The following is a 26210-nucleotide window of genomic DNA, read 5'->3' as shown; positions in this document are numbered from 1 at the left end:
GATTTTTTTGATTCCCTTCTTAAAAAGGGAAAATCCGGGGATAAAGGCGACCGCTTCGCTTCTTCAGTTTTTTCTGCCCTCTCCGTTATCGTGTAAATGTTTAGTTGAACATATATAAATGAAATGAATCCTCCACCTCAAATGGCGAAACGCCATGACGTAAACCTTAAAATATATAATAAAAGGGCAGATGCCTCTGCCCTTCCTGTTGTGTTTTCTTTTGTTATGAAGTGTCATTTCTTCTTATTCAAAATCTCCGCAAGAGCGGTATCTAGCGTACCGTATGTGAAAGTGAATCCTTCCCTCTCCAGTCGCTCGGGAATCACCCATCGGCTTTTGAGGACAAGCTCTGTTTCAGTCTGAATAAAACGTGCGCCCACTTCAAGCATCCAGCGAGGGGAAGGCAGTCCGATCCGAACACCCATCTGTTCTCTCAGGCTCGCCATCAGCTCGCGATTCGTAACGGGATGCGGCGAGGAGGCATTGAACACACCATTCAGGTGTGGATGCTCCTGCAGATAGATCACCATGCGGAACAGATCCTCGATATGAATCCAGCTGAACTGCTGTGTTCCCGCTCCTTGCGAACCACCCAGGCCAAAACGGACCAGGTTCGTCATGGGTACCATCACGCCGCCCTCACCCAGCACAATCGCAATCCGCAATGCAATCTGACGCGTAGACGGCAGACTGAATTCGAAGAAAGCCTGTTCCCACGCCTTGGCAACGTCAACCGAGAAGCCGGAGCCAATCTCGCCCTCTTTTTCCGTCATGGGACGATCTTCGGCATGTCTGTATATGGTTGCTGTACTCGAATTAATCCATAACTCTGGAGGATGATTACAGGCCAGGACGGCTTCGCCGAGAATACGCGTAGTACGGGTTCTGGATTCCAGAATGACTTTGCGATTCTCATCCGTATAACGGCAGTTCACCGATTTACCTGCCAGGTTAATCAGCATCTCTGCTTCTTCGAGTGCCTCTATGATTCTTGCTCGATCCTCCCAGCCAATATGACCGGCCTGCCGCGAGATGATCAGCACCTCGTAACCCAGCTTCTTGAACCTTTGTGCAAAATCCTGTCCGACAAATCCCGTTCCACCAGCCAATACAACCTTCTTCACGGTATCCCCTCATTTCCCATACTGGGTAAAGAATTCGCAAGATATAGATTGGAATGCTTCTATGCATGCATAATGCTTATATTAGATTAAACACCGCTGGTGACCATTTGGTTTGATTTAATTCGCACCCAGAGCTGCGTACAAACGATCCCGCTCTTCGATCGCCCATGCGTTTGCAGAGTTTTGTTCCAGTTGATATCGGAGTTCATCATAAAAGTCATGGATCATGAATCCGTCTGGCAAGTTGCCAAGCATGGCTGTAAAGTTATACTCTGGCAGTGTTTTCTTTCCTTCACTAATCTGCTTCAACCAGTCCATCCACTTCGCAAGAGTGAGCACTCCCTCCTGCCATAACTCAGCCTGTAACCCAAGCGCATCCTGAAACTGCTCGTACGCCAATGGATCAGCGAAGGCGCGGCAGGCCTGAACAGCCAGTCCATACAACTCGATCACTGCACGACGTACCACATGCTCAAGTTCGACCTCCAATCCTCCCATGTAATCCTGAACCTGAATGCTCTGTCCATCATCATATAGTAGCGGTGCTTGGGCCAACAGGCGTACAATCTCTTCCATCTCTTGCATTGAAACTTTCTTCTGCTCATATAGAGCAGGTAATTGATATGCTGTAATGATCATTCACTCCTACATCGTTCTTCTATTAATGACCTATATTATAGCATGGTTTGAGATTCATATATCTGAATACAAAAAGACAACGTTCACACGCTGTCAGGAGTCAATCGCTGTCTTCTTGGAGTTGTCTTCTTGAAATTGTCTTTTTGTATTCATGCCGATGCATTAGATAAATGTTTTGATCGCAGCAAAATATTCACGGATCATGTTGACCGGTTTCAAATATCCCGGTGACGGGGCAGATATGCCGTATTCTGCCGCATAACCGTTCTTGGCAGCGATATATTTGGATCGGAACATATGATAGTCACTGGTGACGATCATGATCTCGGGGTGTTCCAGCCCGGACTCAAGAATGATTTTTTTGGAAAAGGCCAAATTCTCCTGTGTGCTTGTGGAGCGATCTTCCATAATGACTTGGGCGGGGCTAATCCCCTGTTCAATCAGATAGTTTTTCATGGCGAGCGCTTCAGGAATCGATTCTCCCGGTCCCTGCCCACCCGATACAATGACCGGTGTCTGAGGATGACTGCGAATGTAGTCCAGACTGGTATCCAGCCTTTGCTTCAGGGTCAATGACAATTCTGTTCCTCTGATACCCGAACCCAGAATAATGACATAGTCCGCTTCTTCCGGATCATTCGCACCAAGCTGTGTGAATACAAGTGCTTCAATAATGACAAAAGAGACGGCAACCACGCCAAATCCGGTGAGGATAATCCGTTTCAGAATAACATGCTTCTGATAGTCGATTCGTCTTAGCACGATAAAAGCCACCGTGATCATTCCGAAAAACATGACTGCAAACCTTTGGCCCCAGAAGATCAGAAATGCCACAAAACATGCCAACAGGACAAGATCAATGATCAGTCCATTTTTTTGTAAGAACTTTTTTATCAAATCCGTAGACACTCCTTCTTGTACCCGCTATTCCGCAAATCATTTATTATTCAAGCTGTTATTATCGTTAGTTTCGGCCATTGTTCCTGCCAGCACTTCTTCTGTACGCGTTGATTATAATAGTCAGCATCCGTGAAGAACGGACTTTTGCGGACTACGAGTTGATACAGATCATGCAGACCATGCGGAGCGCAGATGTTCACCCGATCCTCTTCATCCAACTGTACTCCTATAGCAGTCACAATTTCTGGCCAATAGCGAAGAGCATCTTTAGTAGAATGATAAGGAACTGTGCCATTGCGCAGATGCATTCTCGCCTGATTTTTGACCGACCACTTTGAATTTCCCGTCTCTTCACGAAGCTGTTGTTCGAGCTGTATATCTCGTTCCTCACGCAGGTCTGACGCATCATAATAGATAACATCGATATCACTATGCAGCTCGCGAAGGGCATATCCATGAAGAAGATCCCAGATATAATTACGAACATATCCTGCGCCTATGTAACATTGAGGCAATTGCAGACTTCGAACTCGCCGCAGGTCGTGCATTAATTCCTCATGATCCATAATCGCTCGAACGAATTTCTCCTCATGCAACATGTCTGCCTCCCTGCGGTTCACCTTATGTTCTCTCATTAATAAACCCTTGTTCCAATATATCATGTTTACCTATCTGCAATAAAATGAACAACGCTTGAACATCCTCTTCACTATTTCGCATTTCTGACCAATCACAACCAAATAGCCCGTAAACATCGGCGGTTATCCGACTGTCTATGGGCTACATTTGTATAGCATTTGAGATGGTTAATATTTATTTAATCGGTATCCAGATTTGCGGCGGTTGGTTGGGTCCCGGGTATACTTCCAGCTCTGGCATATACGCGTGCTCATAAGGATTGGATGGAAACCATTCCGAAATAATCTGTTTCCACAGTAGCTGCATGCTCTCCGGCATCGGGCCTTCTACTTCAAATACACTCCATTTGGAAGCAGGCATTGTGAAGCTTGATAATCCTTCCGGTACTTCACCATCGTAAGCCGTAGCAATCCAGTATTCCAGTTGCTTTTCCTTGATTTCGCTCTGATCCACAACGACACCGAGTAACCCTGGAATAGCCCCATTGTTCAGTTCAAACAAACGATCCTCTGTACCGCTCGTCCACGCTTCCTGCCACATCTTCCCGATCCCTTGCAGATGTTCCCCATCTACATATGAGAAAGCCTGCTTCACTCCCACTAACGTAAATTCAGGATGTTCAACAATTTTATATTTCATCGGTTCTGCTCCTTTTAGACTCACTTGAATAACCAGACGATTATACGATTGGACAGCGTTACTATTCTTTCGAGCCTCACTGGGTGCGATACCATGTTGTCTACGAAAGGCTTTGGAGAAAGATTCGGGTGTATCGAAACCGTATTTAAGTGCCAAATCGATAATTTTAACATCACTCTGAAGCAGCTCATGTGCTGCCAATGTCAACCGTCTGCGTCTTATGTACTCGGCTACAGTAACATCAGTTAATAAGGCAAAGGTACGTTGAAAATGAAAAGGAGAGATATGGGCCTGCGCTGCAATCTGCTCCATCGTCATATTTTCGAGCAAGTGGTCTTCCATATATTGAATAGCGACCTGTAATGCGTTGATCCAGTTCATGTGTTAATCACTCCTTGATGTCTAATATAACTGAAAAACAACGCCATAACCTGTCATGCTGTGCTTTCATTTGTCCGGTTCAAGCGCACAAGACGAGATAAGCCACAGAATTTGACAATGTAAACGATTTATTATAGCCTACGAGTATAATGATCGTTCTATCTCATTTTGAAGGGAGAGTATCACTGATCATGAGCAGCAAAAAGGAAATGCTTTTAAACGTGGCTGAAGAATTATTCTACCTCCACGGCTTCCATTCCATTGGCTTAAAGCGGATTATCACGGATGCCGGGATCGCCATCATGACGTTATATAACCACTTTGAGTCCAAGGATGACCTCATCGTGCAGGTGCTTCTGCGGCGCGAACAGCGTTATTTGGAACAGCTCAGGCGATATGCAGACAATAAAGCACAACCCATGTTTCTCAATCTGGCTGAAGGACATGCAACCTGGCTAAAGGAACATGAATCAAGAGGGTGCTTATTTTTACGTGCCAAAGAAGAATTCGGAGGTCATGCAGACCATATTATCGTCCAGACAGTGAATGCGCATAAAAGACATATGAGAACTTTAATCCATACATTGGCGCCTTCCGCAAGTGATCGAGATCTGTTGCGATTCTCCCTGCTACTGGAGGGTTCTACTGCATTGGCCGAGACAGAAAATGTAAATGAAGTCTGCCGCGAACTGATCCACATGACGCAGACCAGTTTCAAGTAATGACATTCCGGGTGAGTTAGTAGTTCAACTCACTTTTTTATTTCACAAGAAATATAATGATCGTTCTATCTAAAAGGCGGTGAATTTAATGAAAAAAATTATCTTTCCAGGCATTGCACTGATCGCTGTATGTTATGCATTCGGACGATTCAGTTATGGACTATTTATGCCGGAAATTTCGGAAGCCTTACAATTGAACGATGCAGCGTCCGGTGCGATTAACTCCGGAACGTATATTGCATATTGTCTGTCCCTTCTAAGTGCACCGCTGTTAATCAATCGCAAAGGGCATCATTATGTCATCCAATTGGCCGGGATCAGCGCAGTACTCGGATTAACCGGCATCGCTCTGTCTCAGAATGCATGGGTTCTTACACTTAGTGTATTTCTAGCAGGTTTGAGTACAGGCTGGGCCTCTCCAGCCCTCGGTAACACGGTTAATGCCGAGCTTGCACCCAATCTGCAAGCAAGAGGCAACAGCTGGATTAACACAGGGACCAGCTTCGGGATTGTAATATCGGGTCCACTCTACTGGCTGTTCACGGATTACTGGCGTCTAACCTACATCCTGTTTGCTGTGATTGGTGTTGTGGTTCTGCTGTGGAACAGACGTGTTATTCCACCTACAAGGACACTGCCTTGTACCAAATCCATCTGGACATGCATGAAACCAACCAGAGCGGGTTCTGCTCTGCTGATGGCTTGTCTGTTGACAGGTGTTAGTTCAGCAATCTACTGGACTTTTGCCCGCAACTTCCTGACAGACGAGAAAGGGGCCTCCGATTCGGAAGCCGTGTTGTTCTGGATTGTGATGGGGGTTATGGGGATACTCGGCGGATGCGCTGGTCGCATTATTGAACGGTTCGAGATTGGGTGGTCCTACCGAATAGGCATACTGTTATTGGCTATTTCGCTCGGGGTTATCCTTCTGCCATCGATGACTGCCAGCCTCATCTCTGCAATCATGTTTGGCAGCACGTATATTTTCCTGACCAGTGTGTTCATCGTTTGGGCCACGAGACTATTCAGTCCGAATGTATCCATCGGAATCAGCCTTGCCTTTCTCGCGCTGGGTGTGGGGCAATTCCTCGGCTCATCCATGGCAGGTTACACGATTGAAGTGTTTTCCAATACAACGGCATTTCTGGCCTTTGCTGTACTCGGCCTGTTCGGCTTGCTAATTCGGGTGAAATAAATGACAGAACTACCTTCTGATCGATGTTATTCTACTCGGCGAACACTTCCGGTCACCCCATGTTGAAGCTGTACATTTGTAAAAGTAACCGTCGTCCCCTGCCCAATGGGGGATTGGGCCACAATGCCAACTTTGATCTCTTCCGGGCAGTCGAGTCCGAAATAACGAACCAGCTTCCACTTCTCTCCATCCTGAGAATAATGGAAAGCGAAGCTGTTGCCTGCCCGGGCTACACGTAAATAAGGCTTGCTAACCTCTACAGGTGCTGATACACAATCATCCGAGTTACCACGAGTCACGACACTGAGAATGGACGGCTGTTCTTCGAAATACTCAAAGCAAACTTTAGCCCAATTCGTATCGTCCACTCTCACCATCAGGCAGCCTGAATCATACTGTTCTTTCATGTCCACCTGTACTTGAGTGACAATGCTGAAATCTCCCTTGATGATCGTATGTAAAAATGGAGCTGAGGCTTTCACCGGGTCACCTCCCGGATCAATAAAAAAGTCACTGATCGGCGAAACGGTTATCGTTACTTTGCCGTCTTCAATGGACCAATCTGCTGGCTCGTTCAGCCATCCCAGATTAGCAGATAATGTTTGACCTGAACATTGTTCGAATAGATTCGTCATGTGGCACACCCTTTGTCTGTAATTTTGAATTCGCTGAGTTCTCTGTTGTATTCGTGAAATAACGGAATTATCCTTTCGGATCAGTAAAAGGAAAAAAGCGACTCACATGAGTCGCTTGTATTCCTTTCATATACATAATCGTATTCGGTATGTCCTATCAATAACACGCTATACCGGCAATACATCGGATGCACATCTAAAACCGATATGTCCGGTGGATGTATCCGGCGTATTGGGAATCCGTGCTGCCACTCTGTACCGATTGCAATAGGAACGGTGGCAAAGGTAGGAACCACCTTTTAACACCTTGCGAACTTCATCGGGAGAAGCAACAGTCTGAGCAAGTATAGACTTTTCATGATCCGTAACATAGTTGTCAGCGCACCATTCCCATACATTACCTGACATGTTGTACAATCCATATCCGTTCGCAGTAAAGGATCGGGATGGAGCTGTACCCGCATAACCATCTGCGGCATTATTTTGAGTTGGAAAGGTTCCCTGCCAGATATTGCACTGGTGCTGTCCATCCGGCCGCAGAACGTCGCCCCAGGGATATTTCTTCTGGATTAATCCACCTCGGGCTGCATATTCCCACTCGGCTTCTGAGGGCAGGCGCTTACCCGCCCAGCCACAATACGCATTGGCATCGTTCCAGGAGATATGGATAACGGGATGGTCAGCCCTGTCATTTACATCAGAGTCAGGCCCTTCGGGATGTGACCAGTCCGCACCTTCAACAACCCACCACCAGGGCGTTTGCTGCACCACGGTACGAACATGAGCAGCCGTTTGCGAAGAAACGAATAAATGAAAAACAAAGGACCAGCCGAATCGCTCGGCCTCCGTTCGATAACCTGTCTCCCTTACAAACTGTTCAAACTGCGCATTGGTCACCGTGCATTCATCCAGATAAAAGGAGTCCACCTCGGTTTCCCGGACAGGCCCTTCCCCATCACCTGCAAAAGCTTCCGGATCATTGGTGCCCATAAGGAAACGTCCACCTTCAATCCATAGGCGGTCCCTGTCCTTTCGCCCGGCGATGTATCCATCATCTCCCGCCAGCGTACTAAGCGGTAGGCGGTCAACGGAAAGTGGAGATGCATGGTCAGACGCTACACTCATGTCACGGGAAGCCGTCAATTCTGGCGTGTCCTCTGATTGAATTTTCACTTCCATCCTGCCGCTTCGGCTTGCAGAACAACAGCAGGAAGTTTCCTTTTTGGATATCTGACCATGCATCTAAAGCATCCCCTTCCCTTTGGTTTAAGACTCATGATCCCCATTGTACACGACGGGAAGAATGTTCGGGACGGTTGGTGTTGTCATTCCTTCACCCAGATAATAATCCGTCAACAAGGATTGCATGTATCCTTTCACCGCCAGCCCATTGCGGTAGGCGGGGTTATGTGGCAACGTGTAGATGCGGGCATCGGATGGTATCGTTGTTGTATACAGACGCAATGCTGTGAAATCATTCGTTTCATAGAGAATTTCTTCTCTCCAATCCCCCAGCAGATCGCCATAGAGTACAGGGGCGTTTCTGGAATTCACGCGAACATCATCGGCTGTAAACAGACGTGTTGTTGTGTTCTGCTCCCAATCCCACTTTTCCACAAAATTCTTATCCAGTAGCTCGCCGAGCACATCACCATCCCACCAAATTCTGAAATTGGTTGAGGGCTGAACTGAGCTGATCACTTCGCCGTCCACATTGTAGATATTGCCTGAACTGGACCACATCTCAAGCCCATTGTGCGTTGGATCAATGTCTGCCAGTGTTCCCCGTGCGACATCCTGCGGGATTTCCCCTGTACGAATGATCTCGCCCGTCGCCGCATCGGCATAAAACCAAGGGAATTGATTGACGTTTCCGTTCTCCGCCTGCTGAATCCCGAATTGCTCCAGCCCCGGTCGAGCCGGATCAATGTCTGTAATGTGGAAACGATCGCCATGGACTACACCCGGCAGACTGTATAGGGTCTCCCCATTATCATCCAGCGCCCAGCCTCCGAATGACACCTCATCCTTCCCATCCCCGTCAAGATCCAGTATACGAATCTGGTGGAAAAACTCGCCGTCCGCTCCCGCATGTCTCCAACGCTCGGTCAGGGCACCGCCTGCATAGTCATAGGCTGACGTCACATACTGAAAGTTGCGGCTGAGCGCACGATTTTTGAGCGCCGTAATCAGGCTTGGATGTTCACCATCCAGATAAGCAATGCCAAAGTGCCCACTGAGCGGACCATCGGCTGCATAATCATTGGTTATCGTTGTGCGTGCCGCTTCTGTTCCCGTCCATCCATCCACGACGGAAACATACTGTGCACGCTCCGCTGTGGCAGGAACGACCTCACCATCCGCAAACGCTACCCCTTCAAAGGTACGCAGCAGCACTTCAGCCTTCCCGTCACTGTCCAGATCAAACACCGTTATATTGTCGTTGTCCCGCCAGCCTCCAAGTCCCGGCACCCCAAATTCACTGACGGAAGCAGGCGGCGCATTATATGTATCTATCGTCGTGACACTGTATGGCCCCAGATCAATCCGCCACAGGAAACCTTCGGTCAGACTGTAGGCCTCCACATATTTATTGCCTCCGTTCACCGGAATGCGGGTGACGACGTATTCATATTCCCCATCACCGTCCAGATCCCCAGGCCAACCATGCTGCACAAAATAATCGGACGGATTGGATGTTATATTTTGCAACGGAATACTGAAATAACTGCGGATCTCGGGATTGGCTGCCAATACGACCTCGGCACTCGCATCCTGTAAGCTATCCTCCACATAAGACTTCACGATATACGTATGGCTCTGGGTTACATCTACATTGGTGTCCGTATAATTGGTTCCCTGTGTCAAAGGCTGGTCATTCAGCTTCACCTCTTCTGTACCCGTCCGACGATAGATATCAAATGTAACCTGCTGCGGTTCGGTCCCAAGCAGACGCCAGCTCAGATATACCTTGCTCTCTCCCAGATATACGGCAGTGAGACCTCTTCCCAGATTTTCAACCAGACGTGGTGCAGATCCTTCTGCTGCATCTGCCTGAAGTACGCCCCCTCCCGGTGAAACAACACCAGTCCATCCAATAACTCCACTTAACAGCAATGTGAATAGTACTTTTGTTCCTCTGGCCACAGTTGATTTGGTTTTCATTTACAATTCCCCTCCGTCGATTGGTTAGTATATGCTTACAAAAAAAGCAAAGCCGGTTATCTCTGTCCCCACGAGCCAATCTAATGAGATCGACTGATCTGGTTCAGCAATAACTGCTTTGCCTCCGGTTGCCCGGTCAACATGGTCTATCTACCGCTCTAACGGCTTGGTTCCTCCACGATCATAGAAAAAGGGCCCTTTCGCCCAACTGACCGCCAGATGCATCAGCAGTTCGGTCTTTAGTTGCTCCCGAATTACAGCATGCTGCTCCTCATCATACAGGTTCGTCCACTCATGAGGGTCAACCGTCAGGAGATACAATTCCCCCTTCGTTTCATGCACTCTGGATGCGGATTCCGCGACAGAGCCTTCCATGTACAGAATGAGCTTCCACTCCGTGGTCCGCCACATATAGGCCGGAGCCGAATGAGGCGCCGTTACGCCCTTTCCATGAAATTCACAGAACGTTCCTCGATGCCGGAGATCGCCCAGCAGATCGACACCAGGAAGCATCAGATTCGCTTCAAGTCCGGCTGCACGTGTCAATGTCGGCACCAGATCCACCAATTCCGCAGGCCCCTGGTCAATCGTTCCGCGCTTCTGCTCCTCAATGTGGGTACCGGACAAGATAAGCGGCACCCTCACGCTACTGTCATACAGATTGTATTTGGTGAAGCGAAACTGTCGTTCCCCCAGCATCTCTCCATGGTCCGAGACAAATACAATCAGCGCATTCTCCAGCCTTCCCAGGTTCTCCAACTTCTCCAAAGCGAGTCCAAAGTAATGATCGAGCCAGGAGCAATTCGCCCAGTATCTTAACGTAGTCCTCCTTCGCTCCTCCAAACTTCGCTGGTCCCATACCTTCTTCTTGTCGAGGTATGACTGTCGACTATTCGAATTCAGTTCATCGGAAGCTGCCAGGTGAGTCTGCATTTCATCCTCCCACGGCGGTTGTGGGATATCCGGAATATCTTCCAGCCTATACAGGTCTTCAAATGCTTTGGGCACATTGAACCCGGCATGTGGCTTCAGGAAAGACAGATAAAAAAATAACGGCCGCTCCGGGTCGACCCCTTCATCCAAAAACTGCAGCGCCTGCTCGGCTACCCAGCCATCCCGATGCTGATTCATCGGAATCTGACTCGTAAGCCCTGTATAACCGTTGACATTTTCCTCACCGCTGCCAAAATCCTTGGTCTCCTGATGATAGGCTTCCAGTGCTTCGGGATGGAAGTCACCCATCATTGTTGCTCCCTGTTCATAATGACCACTTTGACGGGAAAGACCGATCGATCTTACTTCGAACCCTCGCGTGGAAGGCTCATCTACACCATCACTATGGTTCCAATGCGTTTTCCCAAATCCCGCTGTCTGATACCCTGCGCGGTGCATTAACTCCGGCAAAGGTTCGGAAGGCAGCTTGTCTTCCTCGAACAATCCGCCATAATTCGTTCGGACCCCAAGCTGGGACGGATAATACCCCATCATCATGGAGCTTCGACTTGGCGCACACATTGGCGATTGGCAGACCGCATCGCGGAACGTGATTCCCTCGGCTGCAAGTTTATCGAGATTCGGTGTATGAATATGTTCATTGAACGTTCCAATACAGTCCCATCGCTGCTGATCCGTCATGAGAAAAATAATATTTGGCTTGTCCTGTGACACGTCACATCCCACTCTCCTTTCGGCTGAAAACTAAGGCGTGATTTAAACGGAGCGGTTACCCCGATTGTGCCCGGTATGCTTGTGAATGTCTTCCCGGTAACGACTTGGCGTCGTTCCCTCACTTTTTTTGAACAAACGATTGAAGTAACTGGGCTGATAGCCCACCTGCTCCGCAATTTCACTGATCTTGATGTCTGTTGATTCAAGCAGCTCCTTGGCCCGGTGGAGCCTTACCTCAGTCAAATAGTCCACAAAATTTTGCCCGAATGTCTGCTTGAACGCCCGACTTAACGTGTAGGAATGAATCCCGTGACGATCGGCCAATTCATCCAGCGATAACGCTTCTGCATACTGCTGCTGCGCATGCTCCTTCATCTGATGAACAGCCATCTGTATCTGCTTCTCTTCCTTGCCTGTGAATTCCTCTACACATACGTGCACAATCCGTTCCCTGAACCACAGGAACAATTCATCCAGATCATGCAGTTGCAGCACCTCTTCATACATCCCTACCCCAAACAGTTCGACCGGATCTTCCCCTAATTGCAAAAGGGTATGTTGTATGCGTGCCAGCAGTTGGAATAAAGCCTGACGAACATGCTTCTCCGGCACTTCAGATCCAGCATACGTGCCAATAAATATGCTGAACTGTTCCAGGGCAGAGTCCTGTTCACCACTACGTAATGCCGAGATGATGGCCTGCTCCAGCTCAAGCGGATATACTCCATGTTCATTCACATCCTGCTCTGCCTCCTCATTCATATCAATGATGGTCGCGTTGGAAGAGAATTGTCTTTTCCTCAACACAGTCCTCGATTCTCTGACCAGCTGTGGGATATGGGAGGCATCTGATGTGAGTTTACTGATCGAGACTGTCATACGAACGTTCCATTCCGAATGCACGGCTTCCAGCCAATGCTGAGCCATCCGAGATAATTCATCTCTGAATTCAGGCGTCTCTGGCTGGACCTCTGGAGGGATAGCGAGCAACAGTGCAATGGACATGTCATGGTAATTAATCGTTTCGGCAAGGTAAGGAAGATCCTCCAACTGCCTGTTCAGCATGTCCGTTGCGGCAAAACTGATCCACTCCTGAGATTCACTCTGATTTCGCTCCTTTGCCCCATACAGAAGAACTGTACTCGGACGAATGTGAGCAAACAGGATGATGAACCGCTCATCCCGAAGGACCCAGCCCAGCTGTGCCAGACGTTGCTTCCATTCATGGTCGGATGACAGTAACAGATGACCCAGCGTGAGTTGAATCAGCAAGCTTTCCCGAGCGAGTGGAAGTTGCTCTTCCAACCGTTGCTGCAACGATTCTCTCTCCTGATTAACGCCAATCCAGCGCTGTTCAATATGCTTGATTTCATCCAGTTGTACAGACCCATTCGGGCGGACAGAAGCCACGGTAAATATTCGCAGTAATTTCGTAAACGGTTTATAGAGCTGCAGTGAACCGACCCACGACAGGATCAGAGCCAGCAAGAGTCCAGATCCGTTGACGAGAAGAATGATTCGGGGCACAGACACAATTGGAGCTACAATTTCATTGAGGGGAACCGCGGACACATAAGTCCAATCGGTACCCAGTCTGCGGTAGGTGCCCGATTGAACCGAGTAGGTCAGGCCCTCATATTCCATCAGAAATGAAGACAGATTCCCTTCCTGGTTCAACAGATGTTCACGGACAGCATGCTGTAATCCACCAAGCGCCTGGTCTTGTGGAAGCATGGGCTTCCCCTGCTCATCCAGCAGGAATGTCGTCCCGCCATTATACGGAGACAAGGTCTGTAACATGTTACCCAGTTGCTTGTTATCTAGCGTGATCGTTAGTGCCCCCAGTGCATCGTCGCTTCCACCCGGAAGTCGATTCACCATCATCATGGATGTGCCCTCCATGGAACGTGACCAATATGTGGCCTGGGGCTGGTGAGTCAACCGTTCATACTTCTCAATCTCCCCAGCGTCTTTGATAAAATCATACCGTTCAGAATCCATCTTCACGGCCTGGGGTTCCCCCAGATACAACTGAACTTTGCCGATCAATGTATTGGAATTCTGAATCATCAGCAGCAATCGGTACAGTTCATGCACCTGTTTATACTTGAATACAAAATCGAGCTCTTTCAGACGATTATCGAAAACCGGATCGAAGGCCCACTGCGAGAAGGTCAATTCAAGTGCATCCAATTGATCGCCAACCCACACGGTACGTTGTTCAAACTGATGCAGATGGGTTTGCTGCAAAATCTTTTCCATTTTGACGGTGACCCAGCCATACAGCAGCACCCCTGTAATGACTCCCGGAATGCAGGCGATAAACAGAATCATCATCAGGCTTCGCCTGAAATAACGCCCTTTGGGTAATGGGTCTGCTGTGCGCTTGAATATCATCTGTATGGACCTCCTTCCCGGGAATACCCGCCTGAATGCAGATTCATCCTTTGACCGAGCCGATCAGTGCTCCTTTGGCAAAATGCTTTTGTATAAATGGATACACCACCAGTACTGGCAATATGGCTACAATAATCGCGGCCATCTTCAACATTTCTGTCGGCGGTGTCTCCACCTGCTGTCCAGGCGCAACCAGATCGATATTGGATGCGTTCAGCAACATGTTTTGCAATAATACTTGGATGGGCCATTTGGCAGAATCATTCAGGTATAACAGTGCCGCGAAGAATTGATTCCAGTAGCCTACAGCGAAAAACAATCCAAAAGCAGCAAGCGCAGGCATCGATAAGGGCAACACAATCGTGTACCAGGTTCGGATGGCACTACAGCCATCAATGGATGCCGCTTCGCTGATCTCTGCGGGCAGGCTGTCGAAGAAATTTTTCATCAACAACACCGTCCAGCCATTGGCGAGCGCAGGCAGAATTAATGCCCAGATATTATTGATCAGCCCGAGTTCCCGCACCAGCAGGTAATTTGGAATGATGCCCGGACTAAACAAGATGGTTAGTACAATCAGGAACATCAGTATTTTTCTGAAGTGGAATCGCTTCTGGGACAGCGCATAAGCCAGAGAGGATGATACAGCCAGGCTGCACACCGTGCCGACGGTTGCCAGAAATGCACTGTTCCCCAGCGAGCGTGCAAAGGCAGGCGTGGATAACAAATACGTATAGGCTTCAACAGACCAGCGTTCCGGAAAGAGTACAATTTTCTTTTGCAAATATTCTCCCGGGTCCGTGAATGAAACGACGAAAACATAATATAGCGGGAAAAACATGACCACAGCCAGTAGTCCAAGCGTAACCACATTTAGGGACTGTCCAATCCGCTCACTCCATTTCATGCGATGCATTCGAAACCTCCTCTCCATTGATTAATGGCTGACCGGGTATGGATAGGTGCCGGATCGAACTAGTAGACGCCTTCCTGACCCATGCGCTTAACCACACGATTTGCGACAACGACCAGTACCAGACCAATTACGGATTTGAACAGTCCAACTGCTGTACTGTAGCTAAAATCGCCCTGCTCGATCCCTGTGCGGTATACATAGGTGTCGAACACTTCGGCCACTTCAGATACAGCGCCGTTGTACATAAGGAAGATTTGCTCAAATCCCACCTCCATGATGTCTCCGAGTCTTAAAATCAAGAGCACGATGATGACACTGCGGATGGCAGGCAACGTAATATGCCAGATCTGGCGCAATCGTCCCGCTCCATCCATGCGTGCTGCCTCATACAGCTGAGTATCCACACTCGCCATGGCGGCCAGGAACACAATCGTGCCCCAACCAGCTTCCTTCCACATCGCTTGCAAGGTGACCATGATCCAGAAGCTGTCCGGGTTCGTCAATATATCCACGCGGGGCCACCCCCATAAAGTGAATAACTCATTAATCAGTCCCGTTCCTTTGGCGAACAGCAGCAGTGTTAACCCGGCAATGATCACCCAGGAGAGGAAATGCGGCATGTAGATAATCGTTTGAATCAGTCTCTTATACGCCACACTTCGCAGTTCGTTGAGTCCCAGGGAAATCAGGATCGGAAAAGGAAAGAACAAAATCAGATTGAGCAGGCTGATTGCCAGCGTATTTCGGAACAACAAAGCAAAATCCGGATTACCAAAGAGTGCTGTAAAGTGTTGCAAGCCCACCCACTCACTGCCCTGAATCCCCCGAAAGGGCGAGTAATCCTGAAATGCAATGATGATGCCCCACATCGGGATGTATTTGAAAACGAGGAAGAACAATATGCCCGGCAATGCGAGCAAATATAACGACCGGTCACGCCGAAGTGCGGACAGCAGGTTTAAGCCTTTCTTTTTGGATGAAGTCTGCCTCCCCTTAACCTTACTCATTCGTTGCTCATGGGTGCTCATGGTGTGCAGCTCCTTCCCTCAGATTCACTGTCCATTTCTTTTCTTGTAAGCTTCGGTCATCTCATCACTCATCGCCTGGAAATTCGGATCATTCCGCAGGGTTTCCACAAAGGCATCCCAAGCTTCAATCGGCTCCCGGCCCAAAATAATTTTCGCTTTCAGATCCTGGATCTTCTTGTTGAGTTCAGGCAGCACTTTCTGCCCAGTCTCGGACTGAAGACCAGCGGCCAGATCCGCTACGCTCGTTTTGTCTCGCTCTGCCTCCACTTTTTTGAACAGTTCATTGGCCTGTGTCTCTTCATCCGTTTCACCCGTGGTATCCCAAGGCAGGTCGATGACGTTAACGATATGATTGAAATCCGACGCGTTATCCGCCGTCAATTTTTCACTACTCGCTACCTTTTTGCCATCGACCACTTCATAATGCGTACCTTCAATCCCGAACTGCTGGATTTCAAATACTTCCGGATTCATCCAGGTATCAACGAGTTGGAGAATTCGTTTCATCTTCTCTTCCGGCACACTCGCTGGGATCGCCAGAATACCGTTGTATCCCGAACCCTTCGGATTATATCCATTCAGATTGGTCAAAGGATAGAAATCCGTATATTTGAAAGAGGGATCAACCTTCTTCAGGTCATCGGCATAGATTTTGCGCATTGTACCTGTCTTGTCCACGATAATGCCCGCCTGATTGCGCTTGAACAGTTCCCTGGCCTGCGTCAGCTTGAGCGAAAGCAGATCTTCCGGCATCATGCCGCTGCTATAGGCTTTGGTTAGATATTGAAGGGATTCTTTCACCTCAGGTAGCAACTCCCTGTAGACCAGCTTCCCCTGCGACTCATCCCATTTCCAACTGCTATTGGTGCCGATAAAAGAATTCTCAATGGCACCGAGTACTGGGCCCAGATTACCTCCCCAACCGAGATCATCAGGACTGATATAAGCGGCAAGTGCGGTGGTATCTTTGGTTCCGTTACCATCGGGGTCCCGCTCCACAAAAGCCTCCATCACGTTGAACAACTCATCCGTGGTCTCTGGCACCTGCAAATTCAATCGGTCAAGCCAATCCTTGCGGATGATGAAAAAAGAATCTCCAGTGACCGGGCGAGGTCGCGGGATCCCATAATTGTTGCCGTCTGCTGCCTTGGTTGTATCCCAGGCAATATCGGGAATGCCTCCGCTAAGGTTGGTATAGTCCTTGATATAAGGGGTGATGTCCCAAAAAGCACCTTGTTTGACCATCTTGGTGAAGGTACTTCCAAATGGATCATTAATCATGATGAGATCAGGTATATCCCCGGAAGCCAGGGTCAGATTGAGCTTATCACCGTAGATATTGTTGGAGACCCACTGGATATTCATTTTGGAGTTAGTCGCTTCTTCAATGGCGCGTTTGATTACATTATCATCAGCAGCGGGGACGGCACTCGGCGTGATGGTCATAATGCTGACTTCCAACGGATCGTCGGCATTGCCACTGCTGCCACTTACCTGTCCTTCTTCATTATTTCCGCATGCACTAAGCACCACGGACATGACCATGACAACCGATATGATCCAGGCCAGATTACGGGTGTTGCGTTTCCCCACTTTTTGCATAGGCTTTCCCATCCTCCTTAGTCTCTTAAACCTATAGTCTTAATCGGATTAACGATTAAAAAAGGGGCTTTGACAGGCTCTTGAAGAAGATTCTTCCTGACCGGTCAAAGCTTTCACTCACTATAACGAACACCCGTATTTCCTGCAATTGCACTTTTTTGCACCTGTTAGAAACGGTAAAAACGCGCCCTAAACGCCTTGGCTTTCAACGATAAGGTCTGATGATGCGCTCGTCCCACACTTGTACTTCAATATATCGTTCCGGGCCTTGATTGCCTTGACGGTTCCATTCTTGAGGCCAACCATAGGCCTGAATAATTTCCAGGATTTCATCTTTGGTGTATATCTGCTTACGGTAAGGTTTATCATCCATATATCGCATTGTTGGAAAGAGGTCTCCATACGTGAAGCTCACAATTTCGGCAGGCAGATCTTCCCACAGAATCATCACTAGATCCGGTTCGGTATACCAGGATGACAGCCATTCACATGCACCAAGAGTCAGATAGTGGGGATATCGATTGGTGGGGGTTCCTCCCTTGGCCTTAAACTGCTCGTAGGCTTTATATTCAAGTGCTCTACGGATGGTCATATAGTCCGCTGATCGCTTACTGGCAAAATTCCGGCCTTGATCACGGATTTGTTGAGTAACTATTTCGGCTTCTTCATTAGACAGGCTAGAGAGATTGCGGAAAGGTCCAAGACTTTGTTCAAAATAATGATACGCCTTCAAGTCCGTCATAGGATTCTCACCACCTCCAACAAATCGTTCCGTATCCGTATTCGTTAGTCATAGTGTACATCATGCCAACATTTATGGAAATAACTGTAGCAAATTAGTTCATTCATCGAGACCTGTATCCATTCGCATGAGATCGTTTCATATAAAAAGCGTCAGCATTGGCATAATTCTCTCATGCCTTGCTGACGCTTTTGGTAAGTTGAGTATCCTTTCCATGACAGCCTTACAACCAACTCCACTTCGGTAACTGATCGAGCGTAATAACCTCTTCGCTGTTATACACTTTCTTCAAAAACGTTAGTTCATTATGACTCCCGTCTCTCAGGAATCCACCTGTCCAGGTACAGAACCAACTCCAGTGTACATCCTGTTCCTTCATTTGCTTAGGGTCAGGGATGGAGCCGTTCTCGGCCAGTGCAATGATTTTGCTATCCTTCACAAGCTCTCGCAGGTTGGTGTAACGTGCAGCCAGGGGGCTGTGGTCTCCTGCTTCCGGATACACATCCACACTCACAATATCCACGACATCATCCCCTGGATACCATTCCGGTTTTTCTGAGTTCCAGACCCAGATGAGATTGTGCAGCTGATGTTCTTGAACCAATCGATCATACAACAACCGGTATAACTGTATGGCAGGTTCGGGGCCTTTCGCTCCCCACCAGAACCAGCCGCCCTCCGCTTCATGAAGTGGTCGGAATAAAACAGGCACACCAGCATCCTTCAACTCTTGCAAGTGAAATGCAATCGCATCGATATCCCGGATCAATAACTGATATGCATCCGATTCAGTATCAGCTAGCGCGGAGGCAAGATCATAGGTGGTCGCGTCCGTATAGAACCCCCGCCACCACTCTTTACCTGGTTCATCGATCAGATCCGTCGGTGCATTCCAGTGCCAGCACAGCGTCACAATGCCACCTTGTCGGTGCCATGCAATCGCATCCCGGGTCTCCTGGGAGACCGCGCCGCGCGCTGTTCTTGATGGCGAATATTCCATGAGATCAAAGCCAATCACAGCTGGTTTGCGGCCTGTGTTTTCATTAATCCAGTTCAGATTGCTGTAATCCTGCTGACCTGACAACATCCCTTTCCCATAACGCTCGATCAGAAACGCCATTAGTTCTCTCGCTTCAGATGTCGCTGCTTCATTCACCGGAGCACTGTTGATCGTACGCACCGTCATCACTAACACCTCCAATTGGGTTTACCATGTTAACCAACGACACCGGAACGTTCAATACTCTCCACGAAATAGCGCTGTACAAACAGATACAAAATAATCAGCGGTGCAATCGCCAGCAAAATGCCTGTATCCACGATCATGGCCACATAGTTCGGATCGGCCTTAATGCCCGAGTTCGAACCAAATCCCATGAGTTGCGGAATCAACTGGTTCGCCTGCGCAGGTAAGGAAGCCACCTTCAGCGAGATCAGTGGGCTTTCACTCATGAACAATGCCGAATAGAATGTATCATTGTACTGCCATACAAAGGAGAACAAAATGACCGTAATCAATGGCGATATTGCATTGGGCAACATGATTCGAGCAAACGTTTTAAATCCACCTGCACCGTCAATCAGTGCGGCCTCCTCGATTTCCTTTGGCATGCCCTTGAAAAACTGACGGAAAATATAGATGAACAGTCCCGCCTTCAGTCCTCCCGCTGTAGCAGCCGTAATTATTGAAGGCCAATACGTATTCAGCAGATTGATGCCATTCGTTCCGGTGAACAACTGGAAGATGCCCAGAAAGTCAAAACTGCGGAAATGCAGATACATCGGCACCATGAGCGTACTTGTCGGTACCAGAATCGTGAGAATTACCAGCACAAAGAGTACATTGCTACCCGGAAAAGTAAACCGGGCGAAGCCGTATCCTGCAAGCGCACAGGACATGGCTGTCAGAAGCGTTGTGATGGTAACAAACAATAACGTGTTCGCCAGCAGAGGCAGGTAATCCATTACTTGCGCCGCTAGCCGGATATTATCCAATGTAAAGTGCTGGGGAATCATATAGATCGTTGGATTGTAGATATCCTGCTTATCCTTGAACGCAACTGACACTTTGAGAAATAACGGGTATAAAATAATAAATGAAATACCAATGACCAGTGCATATCTGAATATGGAATAGAGAAGGTCCGATGTTTTGTTTCGCACCCGATGCATGTGATAATTCTGTTTCGGAACCACCACCATGCGATCTGTCCCTGACGCAGCCATAATCTGAAGCCTCCCTCAACGTTAACCGTCAGTTGTAGTGAACCCGCCGTGACAAGACCCAGCCCACTACGATCAATACAAGACCAATGACCAGCGTGTACAGCCAGGACATCGCCGAGCTTAAGCCAAAGTTCTGGGTTTTGAATGCGGTTTGGTAGATGGCCTGTGTGACTGGACTCCCGGCAAATGAATCAATGATCGTATAGATGACATTCGTCAGAATCAACGGACTGACCATGGGAAATGTAATTTTCCAGAACGATTCATAAGCTGTCGCCCCTTCGATCTTCGCAACCTCATACATCGATCCCGGTACCGATTGCAGCGCGGCGAGGAAGATCAGAATCTGAACGCCTGAGCTGCTAATAATCTCATAGATCCGCATGATGGCTTCAACGATGTAATCCACATAGGCCATCGGCAATCCCACATCCGCCAGTATCCGCACAATGGATACCACGTTGAACGAAGCACCGCCATCGGCTGATGCATCCACCGCACTCGCATCCCCCATCAGATTGATTAATCCCGCAGACTCAGCTGCTGCGACTGCACTGGAAGCCAGAATAACCGGCAGGAAAAAGATCGCACGTGCCATCGTTCTTCCTCTGAACTTCTGGTTGAGCAATGTCGCCGTAAACAAACTGAAGAACAGAATCATCGGTACGTTCAGCACCATCGCTCCAACTGAATCCACCAGAATCCGGTTGAATGTAGCATCAACCAGAAGTGCATCCTTGAAATTTTTTAATCCAACGAAGTCCAGAACGTACCCGCCCGGAGCAACGGACAGATTACTCAGACTGAACCGAATCGATTGCAGGAGTGGTGTGGCAAAGAGGAAGATGAAACCCAGCAGCCACGGAGAAATAAATGCAAGTCCAAGCAGCGCTCTCCGTGACTTCAGCGATAATCGAATGGTTCTCATCGGTTCACTCCTCCCACCACATAGTCCGTCCCGCCAACCGTTGTGCCATCCACGGTTACTGCATCCGCATTGTAATTCACAAGGATGGATGCCCCACCCGTATAGGTGATCCGGACCACGCCATCCTGAATGCGTTCATGCTTGAGAATCTGCTCATTCGCCAGATTTCCCAGCACTTCATTGGCCTGCTTATACAAGGCAACGGCATCATCCACCCAATATGCATACTCCGTTGCGTAGGCCGAATCATAATTCGTCAGCTTCAGCCTGGATGATGCTTCATAGGTCCATTGAAAATATGGAGCTGCCCCAAGCTCCAGACTGCGCAGCAACTGTTTGCGGAGATCCTGATCCCCCGACGTGTTCATTGGAGATGCCGCATAGTTCATGTATCCATGTATGACCATCGCATAAAAAGGAACTTCTTCATCGGTAATATTGAACCGACTCGACCCTGCGGGTACATTCACAACATGTTGTGCACTTCCCCAAGCGTAGCTATTTGCTGCGGATACCATCAGGTTCGGATATGACTGTTCCAGCTTGCCTAGCTGCTCCTTCACAATGTTCTTCGCCGTCTCCCGATGAATCACCCGACTATCCCGATAATCTGAAGTCAGGACCTGCCCGAGATCACGAAGAGATAATCCACCAAGGCCCAGTTTATTGAATTTGTCAGCAAACTCACTCACCACATAAGGAAGCTTGGCCGCTGAGAGCAAATAATAGCTGTCCTTACTCTGATCCATGCGATTAAGGGCAGGATTGTATGGATACAGTTCCGCTGTCTCCTTCGTTACAAACCGAGCTGCATCCGAGGAAGGAGCAAAGCGCAAATCATCGTGATACATATGCTGGAAAGCCACATCCGGGAACAGAGCTCCACCCGACTGCTCCAGCTTAGCGGACAATGCTTGTAGCTCGGAACGACTACCTACTTCACTATCCAATTTCACCCGGGTTGGCGTATGATGGCTGATGCCGCCACCGAACCATCCCTGATAACGCATTTGTACGCGGTTCACACCTTCCTGCTGTAACTTCGCCGCCATTTCGGTGGCCTGTTCGTACGTCGTCATAGCTAAGGTGGTCCGATAGGGCACACTCAGGAACGAAGCCTTTTTATCCACTGCACCAAGCACATCCACATAGAACGGCAGCTCCGTCTGTTCTGCGAGCGGCTTCAGTACATCCTGCTCGATCAACTGCTGCTGATACAGGCGGGCCATACCCGAGTAACTGGCATCTTCTCCATGAAGGAAATGATAGCGAACCTGAATGTCTCCACGGAAAGGCTCATCGCTAAGCAGCTGGATCTCCTGCATTTTCTGCGAGGTGTACATCTCCAGCTCATCCTCCCCCCGCAGGGAGAAGGTCGCGTGTACATGGTTGTAGCTATTCTGTCTGCCTCCAATATCCGCGGAGATACTGGCAATGCCATCCCCTTTTTCAATGACTGCAAACCAGGCATTTTCCCCGTTCTTCAGACCAAACACAGGCATATACGCGGATTCACTAACCTGAGGACGACTGAGCGAATTATCATTTGGGTCTGCGCCATATACACGCTGTACATACTGCTCTTCCTGGGTTTTTCCGTTGTTCAGATGGATCAGGCTGCCGGAACCGTCAGGCACGAGCATATAACCCTCGCCCTTTGTATCCGCAGCACCAAAATAAGCGAGCAAATCAATATTCCGAATGCGGTACTGCCCACTTTCCTCTACCTGGCTCAGAGGCACGGTCACAACAAGTGCCCCCTGCTCAAGTCGATATTCCACAGAAATGACGAAGCTGGGCTTATCCGATACGCCTCCGCCTTCGACTCCATTCTCCTGATTGTCAAAAGCCAGATCGTCCGCGGTATAACCCGCCGTCTCAAAGGCACCCAGCATCTTGTTCAGCACAAGTTGCTTCGAAATCTGTCCATCCAGCCGTTCCAGAACATCCGGATTGTTCTTGGTTGGATAATATCGGGCAGATGTGTACCTTGCGACAGTAGCATCCAGCTTGGAAAGCACTTTCTCCTCCAGTCGCTGCTTGCTGATCAACTTCGGTAGTGCATCAATACCAAGTGATGTATCACCAAGTGTATAGTTCACCCGAATGCCCTGATCGATCTGACCCACTGTGAATTGTTTATTGCTAATACTCGAACTGAAATTTGGAAAGTTCTCCAGTGTGCCCATCGCATCCCGGAAAGACACATTCAGCTGGGAGGACAGCACTTCTTTTTCATATGCAGAAGCAAGACCATCCTCAGCCCGTTCTTTCGGGTTGCTATACCAGATCTCTCCACTTTTCCCGTCACGTACTGCAATTTCCGTTGTCTCCTCGTTATAATACAGGGCCATCCCCTGATCTTCGGCGACCAGTTGCATACCAGGCACCCCCTGCGAGGAGTCGCTAAGGAACTGCAATGGGTCCTCCGTCACGGGCATGGCTTTGGTTGTCGTATCCAGATAAGCCGCGGCTTCTACGGCAGGAACCCCCCTGTTGTTTATATACAGCAGCCCGGCTGCAATCATGATCACAGCTGTACCACCAGCCAGCACCGTATATAATCGTTGCCTTTTGTTCACGGATGCCGCCTCCTTTAGGTCCGAAAAATCAACTCGCGGTAAATGTTATAACCGAATTCGTACAACTGTTGCAGCATGCTGAAGACCAGTGCGCCAAGGAATACGATAATGCCCATCACAATGAGTGTCAGCACCATCGTTATCATTGTTCTAATCACCGTGTACTGGTGTACCGTCATCATGCCAATGAACAGAAGCAGTATAAACCAGAAGAATGCAATACTATTGAACAGATAATAAAAAGCAGTCTCCTCCTGCACCATGAACCGGCTGATCACGATCATCGGGGCATAGATCAGAATAATTGGAATGAGCGAGTAACCTGTCGCCAGAACGATCTCCCTGAACTTGCCTTCCCCTTCCATCAAGGTCGTTACCGCCCAGTTGGCCGTGCACCATAGAAAGAAAGGGACCGCAACCGTGGCGATCTCGATGATGCTATTAATCGTACGAGGATCGATGTAATTGACGAGAAATCCTGCGTACTGCTTTTGCAAAATCATCATGACAATGGTAAGCGCCAGTGCTGCATAAGCAACAAGAAGCCGTCCCCGGTTATCCGACTTGAGGTCCCAGAATGCATCAATGGGGTGAAAAATGAGATGCAGCGGAAACTTAATGAAATCCTGCTTCACGATCAACCTGCCTCCTCCGTCTCCATTTAACCGCTACCCGGGTCAGGATCAGAATGACAATCAGCGCGATTGCAGCGGTCAGGAATGTACCGAAATGTTCCTTCATCATCTCCCGCCGGTGCCTCTTGAACGCGACAGAATAACTCTTGCGGTCCATTCCAAGTTCGAAGTAACCTAGCGCTTCCTCGTTTTTCTTCTCCATTAATACGGACTTGCCGATACCGATATAAGCGATGTCATAGTTAGCATTCAGCTTAAGCACTTCTCTCCATATATTCACGGCCTCTGTGTCCTCGCCCCGATAGTGGAGTGCCACCGCTTCATTCACACGGGCACCAAAACGGGTCGGCTCATAGACGACAAGGTTGTTCTTGCCCCGATCCAAAACCAAGTGATGCTCACCCGATTGTTCAATCGCGACAGGTGTTTTGAGTGTGCCCACCTGATTTCCTTTGCCACCGTATATGTAGAGCAGATGACCTTCATCGTCGTACGTGAACACCCGGTTCTGTGTCGCATCCAGTACACTGTACATGCCATTGCCAAGCACTTTCACATCGATCAGTTTGGATGGACCGGGATTGTTACGGAACCGGATATCGCCTTTGACATCGTAATAACCAAACCGTTTCAGTACATCTTCGCCAGACGGGTTAAGCCGCTTGATCGGTTCATTTGAGCCGGGATCAATATTCGTCGCATACACAAATCCTTTGTGGTCGATATCCGCATTGGAGAATTCCGTTGGTACAAACAGGACCATTTGTGCGCGCTGGGCTTTGGTCGATAACATGCGCCAGATATATTCGCCGTAGTCCCGCTCCACTTTGTTGGTACCGACGTATCCGATAAATTTCCCACTCTCGTCAAACTGCATAATGCCTTCGTAGACCCCCTGTGCCACAACATACACTCGGCCTACATGGTCCACCGTCAGTTTCAAGGGCTGGAACTGGAATTGGGTCGATAGGATATCTGACTCGGGCTTCGTGATGGTTTGTATCAGTGTCCCCTCTCCATCAAGGACAACCACACGACTGTTTCCCGTATCGGCGACATATATGCGTTCTTCTTCATCTACAAACAATCCACCTGGAAGGTTAAAGGTCTCCTTGCTACCCTCCATCATGAATCCATCGATGACGCGCAGCAGCTTAAAGCCCGGGTCCAATACGACAACTCGGCTGTTACCGCTATCCAAAATATAGATCAATCCAGAGGGAGAAACGTTCACATCACCGGGGTCTTTGAACTCACTAATGCCGAGATCACGGCCTGATATGGTACGCTCGGGCAGATAGGCATCTGGTGAAGGAACAGCCTCTTTCCAGTAGTTGTAGTTATAACTCTCATACGGCGCCGCGGAGGCCGCCGCAGGCACGGCATTCACCAGCAGCAGAGATACTGCCGCCAGGAGAACAAGCCATCTTTTCACTGTGGGTGCCAT

General features: G+C 48.7%; 22 protein-coding genes. 2 read left to right on the top strand and 20 right to left on the bottom strand.

Annotated features, from left to right (window positions below; all coding sequences use genetic code 11):
• Window positions 1-233 precede the first annotated feature (233 nt).
• The 5 genes from NYE45_RS08270 to NYE45_RS08250 form a co-directional block, all read right to left on the bottom strand.
• On the bottom strand, window positions 234-1124 hold the full coding sequence (locus NYE45_RS08270) for a TIGR01777 family oxidoreductase (protein WP_340016355.1): 891 nt from the start codon (window positions 1122-1124) through the stop codon (window positions 234-236).
• A gap of 117 nt (window positions 1125-1241) precedes the next feature.
• Window positions 1242-1763, bottom strand: a complete 522-nt coding sequence (locus NYE45_RS08265) for a hypothetical protein (RefSeq protein ID WP_340016354.1) — start codon at window positions 1761-1763, stop codon at window positions 1242-1244.
• A gap of 162 nt (window positions 1764-1925) precedes the next feature.
• On the bottom strand, window positions 1926-2660 hold the full coding sequence (locus tag NYE45_RS08260) for a YdcF family protein (protein ID WP_340016353.1): 735 nt from the start codon (window positions 2658-2660) through the stop codon (window positions 1926-1928).
• 50 nt (window positions 2661-2710) lie between these two features.
• Window positions 2711-3298, bottom strand: coding sequence for a nucleotidyltransferase family protein (locus NYE45_RS08255; protein ID WP_340016352.1), 588 nt, complete (start codon window positions 3296-3298; stop codon window positions 2711-2713).
• 178 nt (window positions 3299-3476) lie between these two features.
• The gene (locus NYE45_RS08250; RefSeq protein ID WP_340016351.1) at window positions 3477-4322 is read right to left on the bottom strand and encodes an AraC family transcriptional regulator; all 846 of its coding nucleotides are present in this window, start codon (window positions 4320-4322) and stop codon (window positions 3477-3479) included.
• A gap of 191 nt (window positions 4323-4513) precedes the next feature.
• Here NYE45_RS08250 and NYE45_RS08245 point away from each other — a divergent pair, with 191 nt between their 5' ends.
• Both NYE45_RS08245 and NYE45_RS08240 read left to right on the top strand, forming a co-directional pair.
• Window positions 4514-5044, top strand: a complete 531-nt coding sequence (locus NYE45_RS08245) for a TetR/AcrR family transcriptional regulator (RefSeq protein WP_340016350.1) — start codon at window positions 4514-4516, stop codon at window positions 5042-5044.
• An 88-nt stretch (window positions 5045-5132) separates the two neighbouring features.
• Window positions 5133-6239: an MFS transporter gene (locus tag NYE45_RS08240; RefSeq protein ID WP_340016349.1), complete on the top strand. Its 1107-nt coding sequence runs from the start codon at window positions 5133-5135 to the stop codon at window positions 6237-6239.
• A gap of 26 nt (window positions 6240-6265) precedes the next feature.
• On the opposite strand, the gene NYE45_RS08235 is transcribed toward NYE45_RS08240, so the two are convergent.
• From NYE45_RS08235 to NYE45_RS08165, 15 genes are all read right to left on the bottom strand, one after another.
• Window positions 6266-6874 (bottom strand): DUF1349 domain-containing protein, encoded by a 609-nt coding sequence (locus NYE45_RS08235; protein WP_062833387.1) that lies wholly within the window; start codon window positions 6872-6874, stop codon window positions 6266-6268.
• A 168-nt stretch (window positions 6875-7042) separates the two neighbouring features.
• The gene (locus tag NYE45_RS08230; protein ID WP_340016348.1) at window positions 7043-8047 is read right to left on the bottom strand and encodes a formylglycine-generating enzyme family protein; all 1005 of its coding nucleotides are present in this window, start codon (window positions 8045-8047) and stop codon (window positions 7043-7045) included.
• A gap of 93 nt (window positions 8048-8140) precedes the next feature.
• Window positions 8141-10039, bottom strand: a complete 1899-nt coding sequence (locus NYE45_RS08225) for a hypothetical protein (RefSeq protein WP_340016347.1) — start codon at window positions 10037-10039, stop codon at window positions 8141-8143.
• A gap of 150 nt (window positions 10040-10189) precedes the next feature.
• Window positions 10190-11707 carry a sulfatase-like hydrolase/transferase gene (locus NYE45_RS08220; protein WP_340016346.1) on the bottom strand — a complete coding sequence of 506 codons (1518 nt, stop codon included), beginning with the start codon at window positions 11705-11707 and terminating at the stop codon, window positions 10190-10192.
• 42 nt (window positions 11708-11749) lie between these two features.
• A complete protein-coding gene (locus NYE45_RS08215) occupies window positions 11750-14104 on the bottom strand; it encodes an AraC family transcriptional regulator (protein WP_340016345.1) in 2355 nt (784 codons plus the stop codon).
• Window positions 14105-14147: 43 nt separating this feature from the next.
• On the bottom strand, window positions 14148-15011 hold the full coding sequence (locus NYE45_RS08210) for a carbohydrate ABC transporter permease (protein WP_157116298.1): 864 nt from the start codon (window positions 15009-15011) through the stop codon (window positions 14148-14150).
• Between the two features lie 68 nt (window positions 15012-15079).
• Window positions 15080-16027, bottom strand: coding sequence for a sugar ABC transporter permease (locus NYE45_RS08205; RefSeq protein WP_340016344.1), 948 nt, complete (start codon window positions 16025-16027; stop codon window positions 15080-15082).
• 45 nt (window positions 16028-16072) lie between these two features.
• Window positions 16073-17650: an extracellular solute-binding protein gene (locus NYE45_RS08200; protein WP_340016343.1), complete on the bottom strand. Its 1578-nt coding sequence runs from the start codon at window positions 17648-17650 to the stop codon at window positions 16073-16075.
• A gap of 205 nt (window positions 17651-17855) precedes the next feature.
• Entirely contained in the window at window positions 17856-18392 is a 537-nt protein-coding gene (locus NYE45_RS08195) for a hypothetical protein (RefSeq protein WP_340016342.1), read from the bottom strand.
• A 223-nt stretch (window positions 18393-18615) separates the two neighbouring features.
• Window positions 18616-19578 carry a glycosyl hydrolase gene (locus tag NYE45_RS08190; RefSeq protein WP_340016341.1) on the bottom strand — a complete coding sequence of 321 codons (963 nt, stop codon included), beginning with the start codon at window positions 19576-19578 and terminating at the stop codon, window positions 18616-18618.
• Window positions 19579-19607: 29 nt separating this feature from the next.
• Window positions 19608-20618, bottom strand: coding sequence for a carbohydrate ABC transporter permease (locus NYE45_RS08185; protein WP_340016340.1), 1011 nt, complete (start codon window positions 20616-20618; stop codon window positions 19608-19610).
• 28 nt (window positions 20619-20646) lie between these two features.
• Window positions 20647-21546, bottom strand: coding sequence for a sugar ABC transporter permease (locus NYE45_RS08180; protein ID WP_340016339.1), 900 nt, complete (start codon window positions 21544-21546; stop codon window positions 20647-20649).
• Window positions 21543-24128, bottom strand: coding sequence for a DUF5696 domain-containing protein (locus NYE45_RS08175; protein ID WP_340016338.1), 2586 nt, complete (start codon window positions 24126-24128; stop codon window positions 21543-21545). The genes NYE45_RS08180 and NYE45_RS08175 overlap by 4 nt, the downstream gene beginning before the upstream one ends.
• A gap of 14 nt (window positions 24129-24142) precedes the next feature.
• Entirely contained in the window at window positions 24143-24763 is a 621-nt protein-coding gene (locus tag NYE45_RS08170; protein ID WP_340016337.1) for a YIP1 family protein, read from the bottom strand.
• Window positions 24744-26210, bottom strand: a complete 1467-nt coding sequence (locus NYE45_RS08165; protein WP_340016336.1) for an NHL repeat-containing protein — start codon at window positions 26208-26210, stop codon at window positions 24744-24746. Before NYE45_RS08165 ends, NYE45_RS08170 begins: the two co-directional genes overlap by 20 nt.

The sequence above is a fragment of the Paenibacillus sp. FSL K6-1318 genome (assembly GCF_037976905.1).
Taxonomy (GTDB): domain Bacteria; phylum Bacillota; class Bacilli; order Paenibacillales; family Paenibacillaceae; genus Paenibacillus; species Paenibacillus amylolyticus_A.
This window is presented reverse-complemented; position numbering and strand designations above follow the sequence as displayed.

What these genes read in the sequence shown, in the direction of transcription:
- NYE45_RS08265 (WP_340016354.1), bottom strand. Translation starts at nt 1,763, where the DNA reads ATGATCATTACAGCATATCAATTACCTGCTCTATATGAGCAGAAGAAA.
- NYE45_RS08255 (WP_340016352.1), bottom strand. Translation starts at nt 3,298, where the DNA reads ATGAGAGAACATAAGGTGAACCGCAGGGAGGCAGACATGTTGCATGAG.
- NYE45_RS08250 (WP_340016351.1), bottom strand. Translation starts at nt 4,322, where the DNA reads ATGAACTGGATCAACGCATTACAGGTCGCTATTCAATATATGGAAGAC.
- NYE45_RS08245 (WP_340016350.1), top strand. Translation starts at nt 4,514, where the DNA reads ATGAGCAGCAAAAAGGAAATGCTTTTAAACGTGGCTGAAGAATTATTC.
- NYE45_RS08240 (WP_340016349.1), top strand. Translation starts at nt 5,133, where the DNA reads ATGAAAAAAATTATCTTTCCAGGCATTGCACTGATCGCTGTATGTTAT.
- NYE45_RS08235 (WP_062833387.1), bottom strand. Translation starts at nt 6,874, where the DNA reads ATGACGAATCTATTCGAACAATGTTCAGGTCAAACATTATCTGCTAAT.
- NYE45_RS08225 (WP_340016347.1), bottom strand. Translation starts at nt 10,039, where the DNA reads ATGAAAACCAAATCAACTGTGGCCAGAGGAACAAAAGTACTATTCACA.
- NYE45_RS08215 (WP_340016345.1), bottom strand. Translation starts at nt 14,104, where the DNA reads ATGATATTCAAGCGCACAGCAGACCCATTACCCAAAGGGCGTTATTTC.
- NYE45_RS08210 (WP_157116298.1), bottom strand. Translation starts at nt 15,011, where the DNA reads ATGAAATGGAGTGAGCGGATTGGACAGTCCCTAAATGTGGTTACGCTT.
- NYE45_RS08205 (WP_340016344.1), bottom strand. Translation starts at nt 16,027, where the DNA reads ATGAGTAAGGTTAAGGGGAGGCAGACTTCATCCAAAAAGAAAGGCTTA.
- NYE45_RS08200 (WP_340016343.1), bottom strand. Translation starts at nt 17,650, where the DNA reads ATGCAAAAAGTGGGGAAACGCAACACCCGTAATCTGGCCTGGATCATA.
- NYE45_RS08195 (WP_340016342.1), bottom strand. Translation starts at nt 18,392, where the DNA reads ATGACGGACTTGAAGGCGTATCATTATTTTGAACAAAGTCTTGGACCT.
- NYE45_RS08190 (WP_340016341.1), bottom strand. Translation starts at nt 19,578, where the DNA reads ATGACGGTGCGTACGATCAACAGTGCTCCGGTGAATGAAGCAGCGACA.
- NYE45_RS08185 (WP_340016340.1), bottom strand. Translation starts at nt 20,618, where the DNA reads ATGGCTGCGTCAGGGACAGATCGCATGGTGGTGGTTCCGAAACAGAAT.
- NYE45_RS08180 (WP_340016339.1), bottom strand. Translation starts at nt 21,546, where the DNA reads ATGAGAACCATTCGATTATCGCTGAAGTCACGGAGAGCGCTGCTTGGA.
- NYE45_RS08165 (WP_340016336.1), bottom strand. Translation starts at nt 26,210, where the DNA reads ATGGCACCCACAGTGAAAAGATGGCTTGTTCTCCTGGCGGCAGTATCT.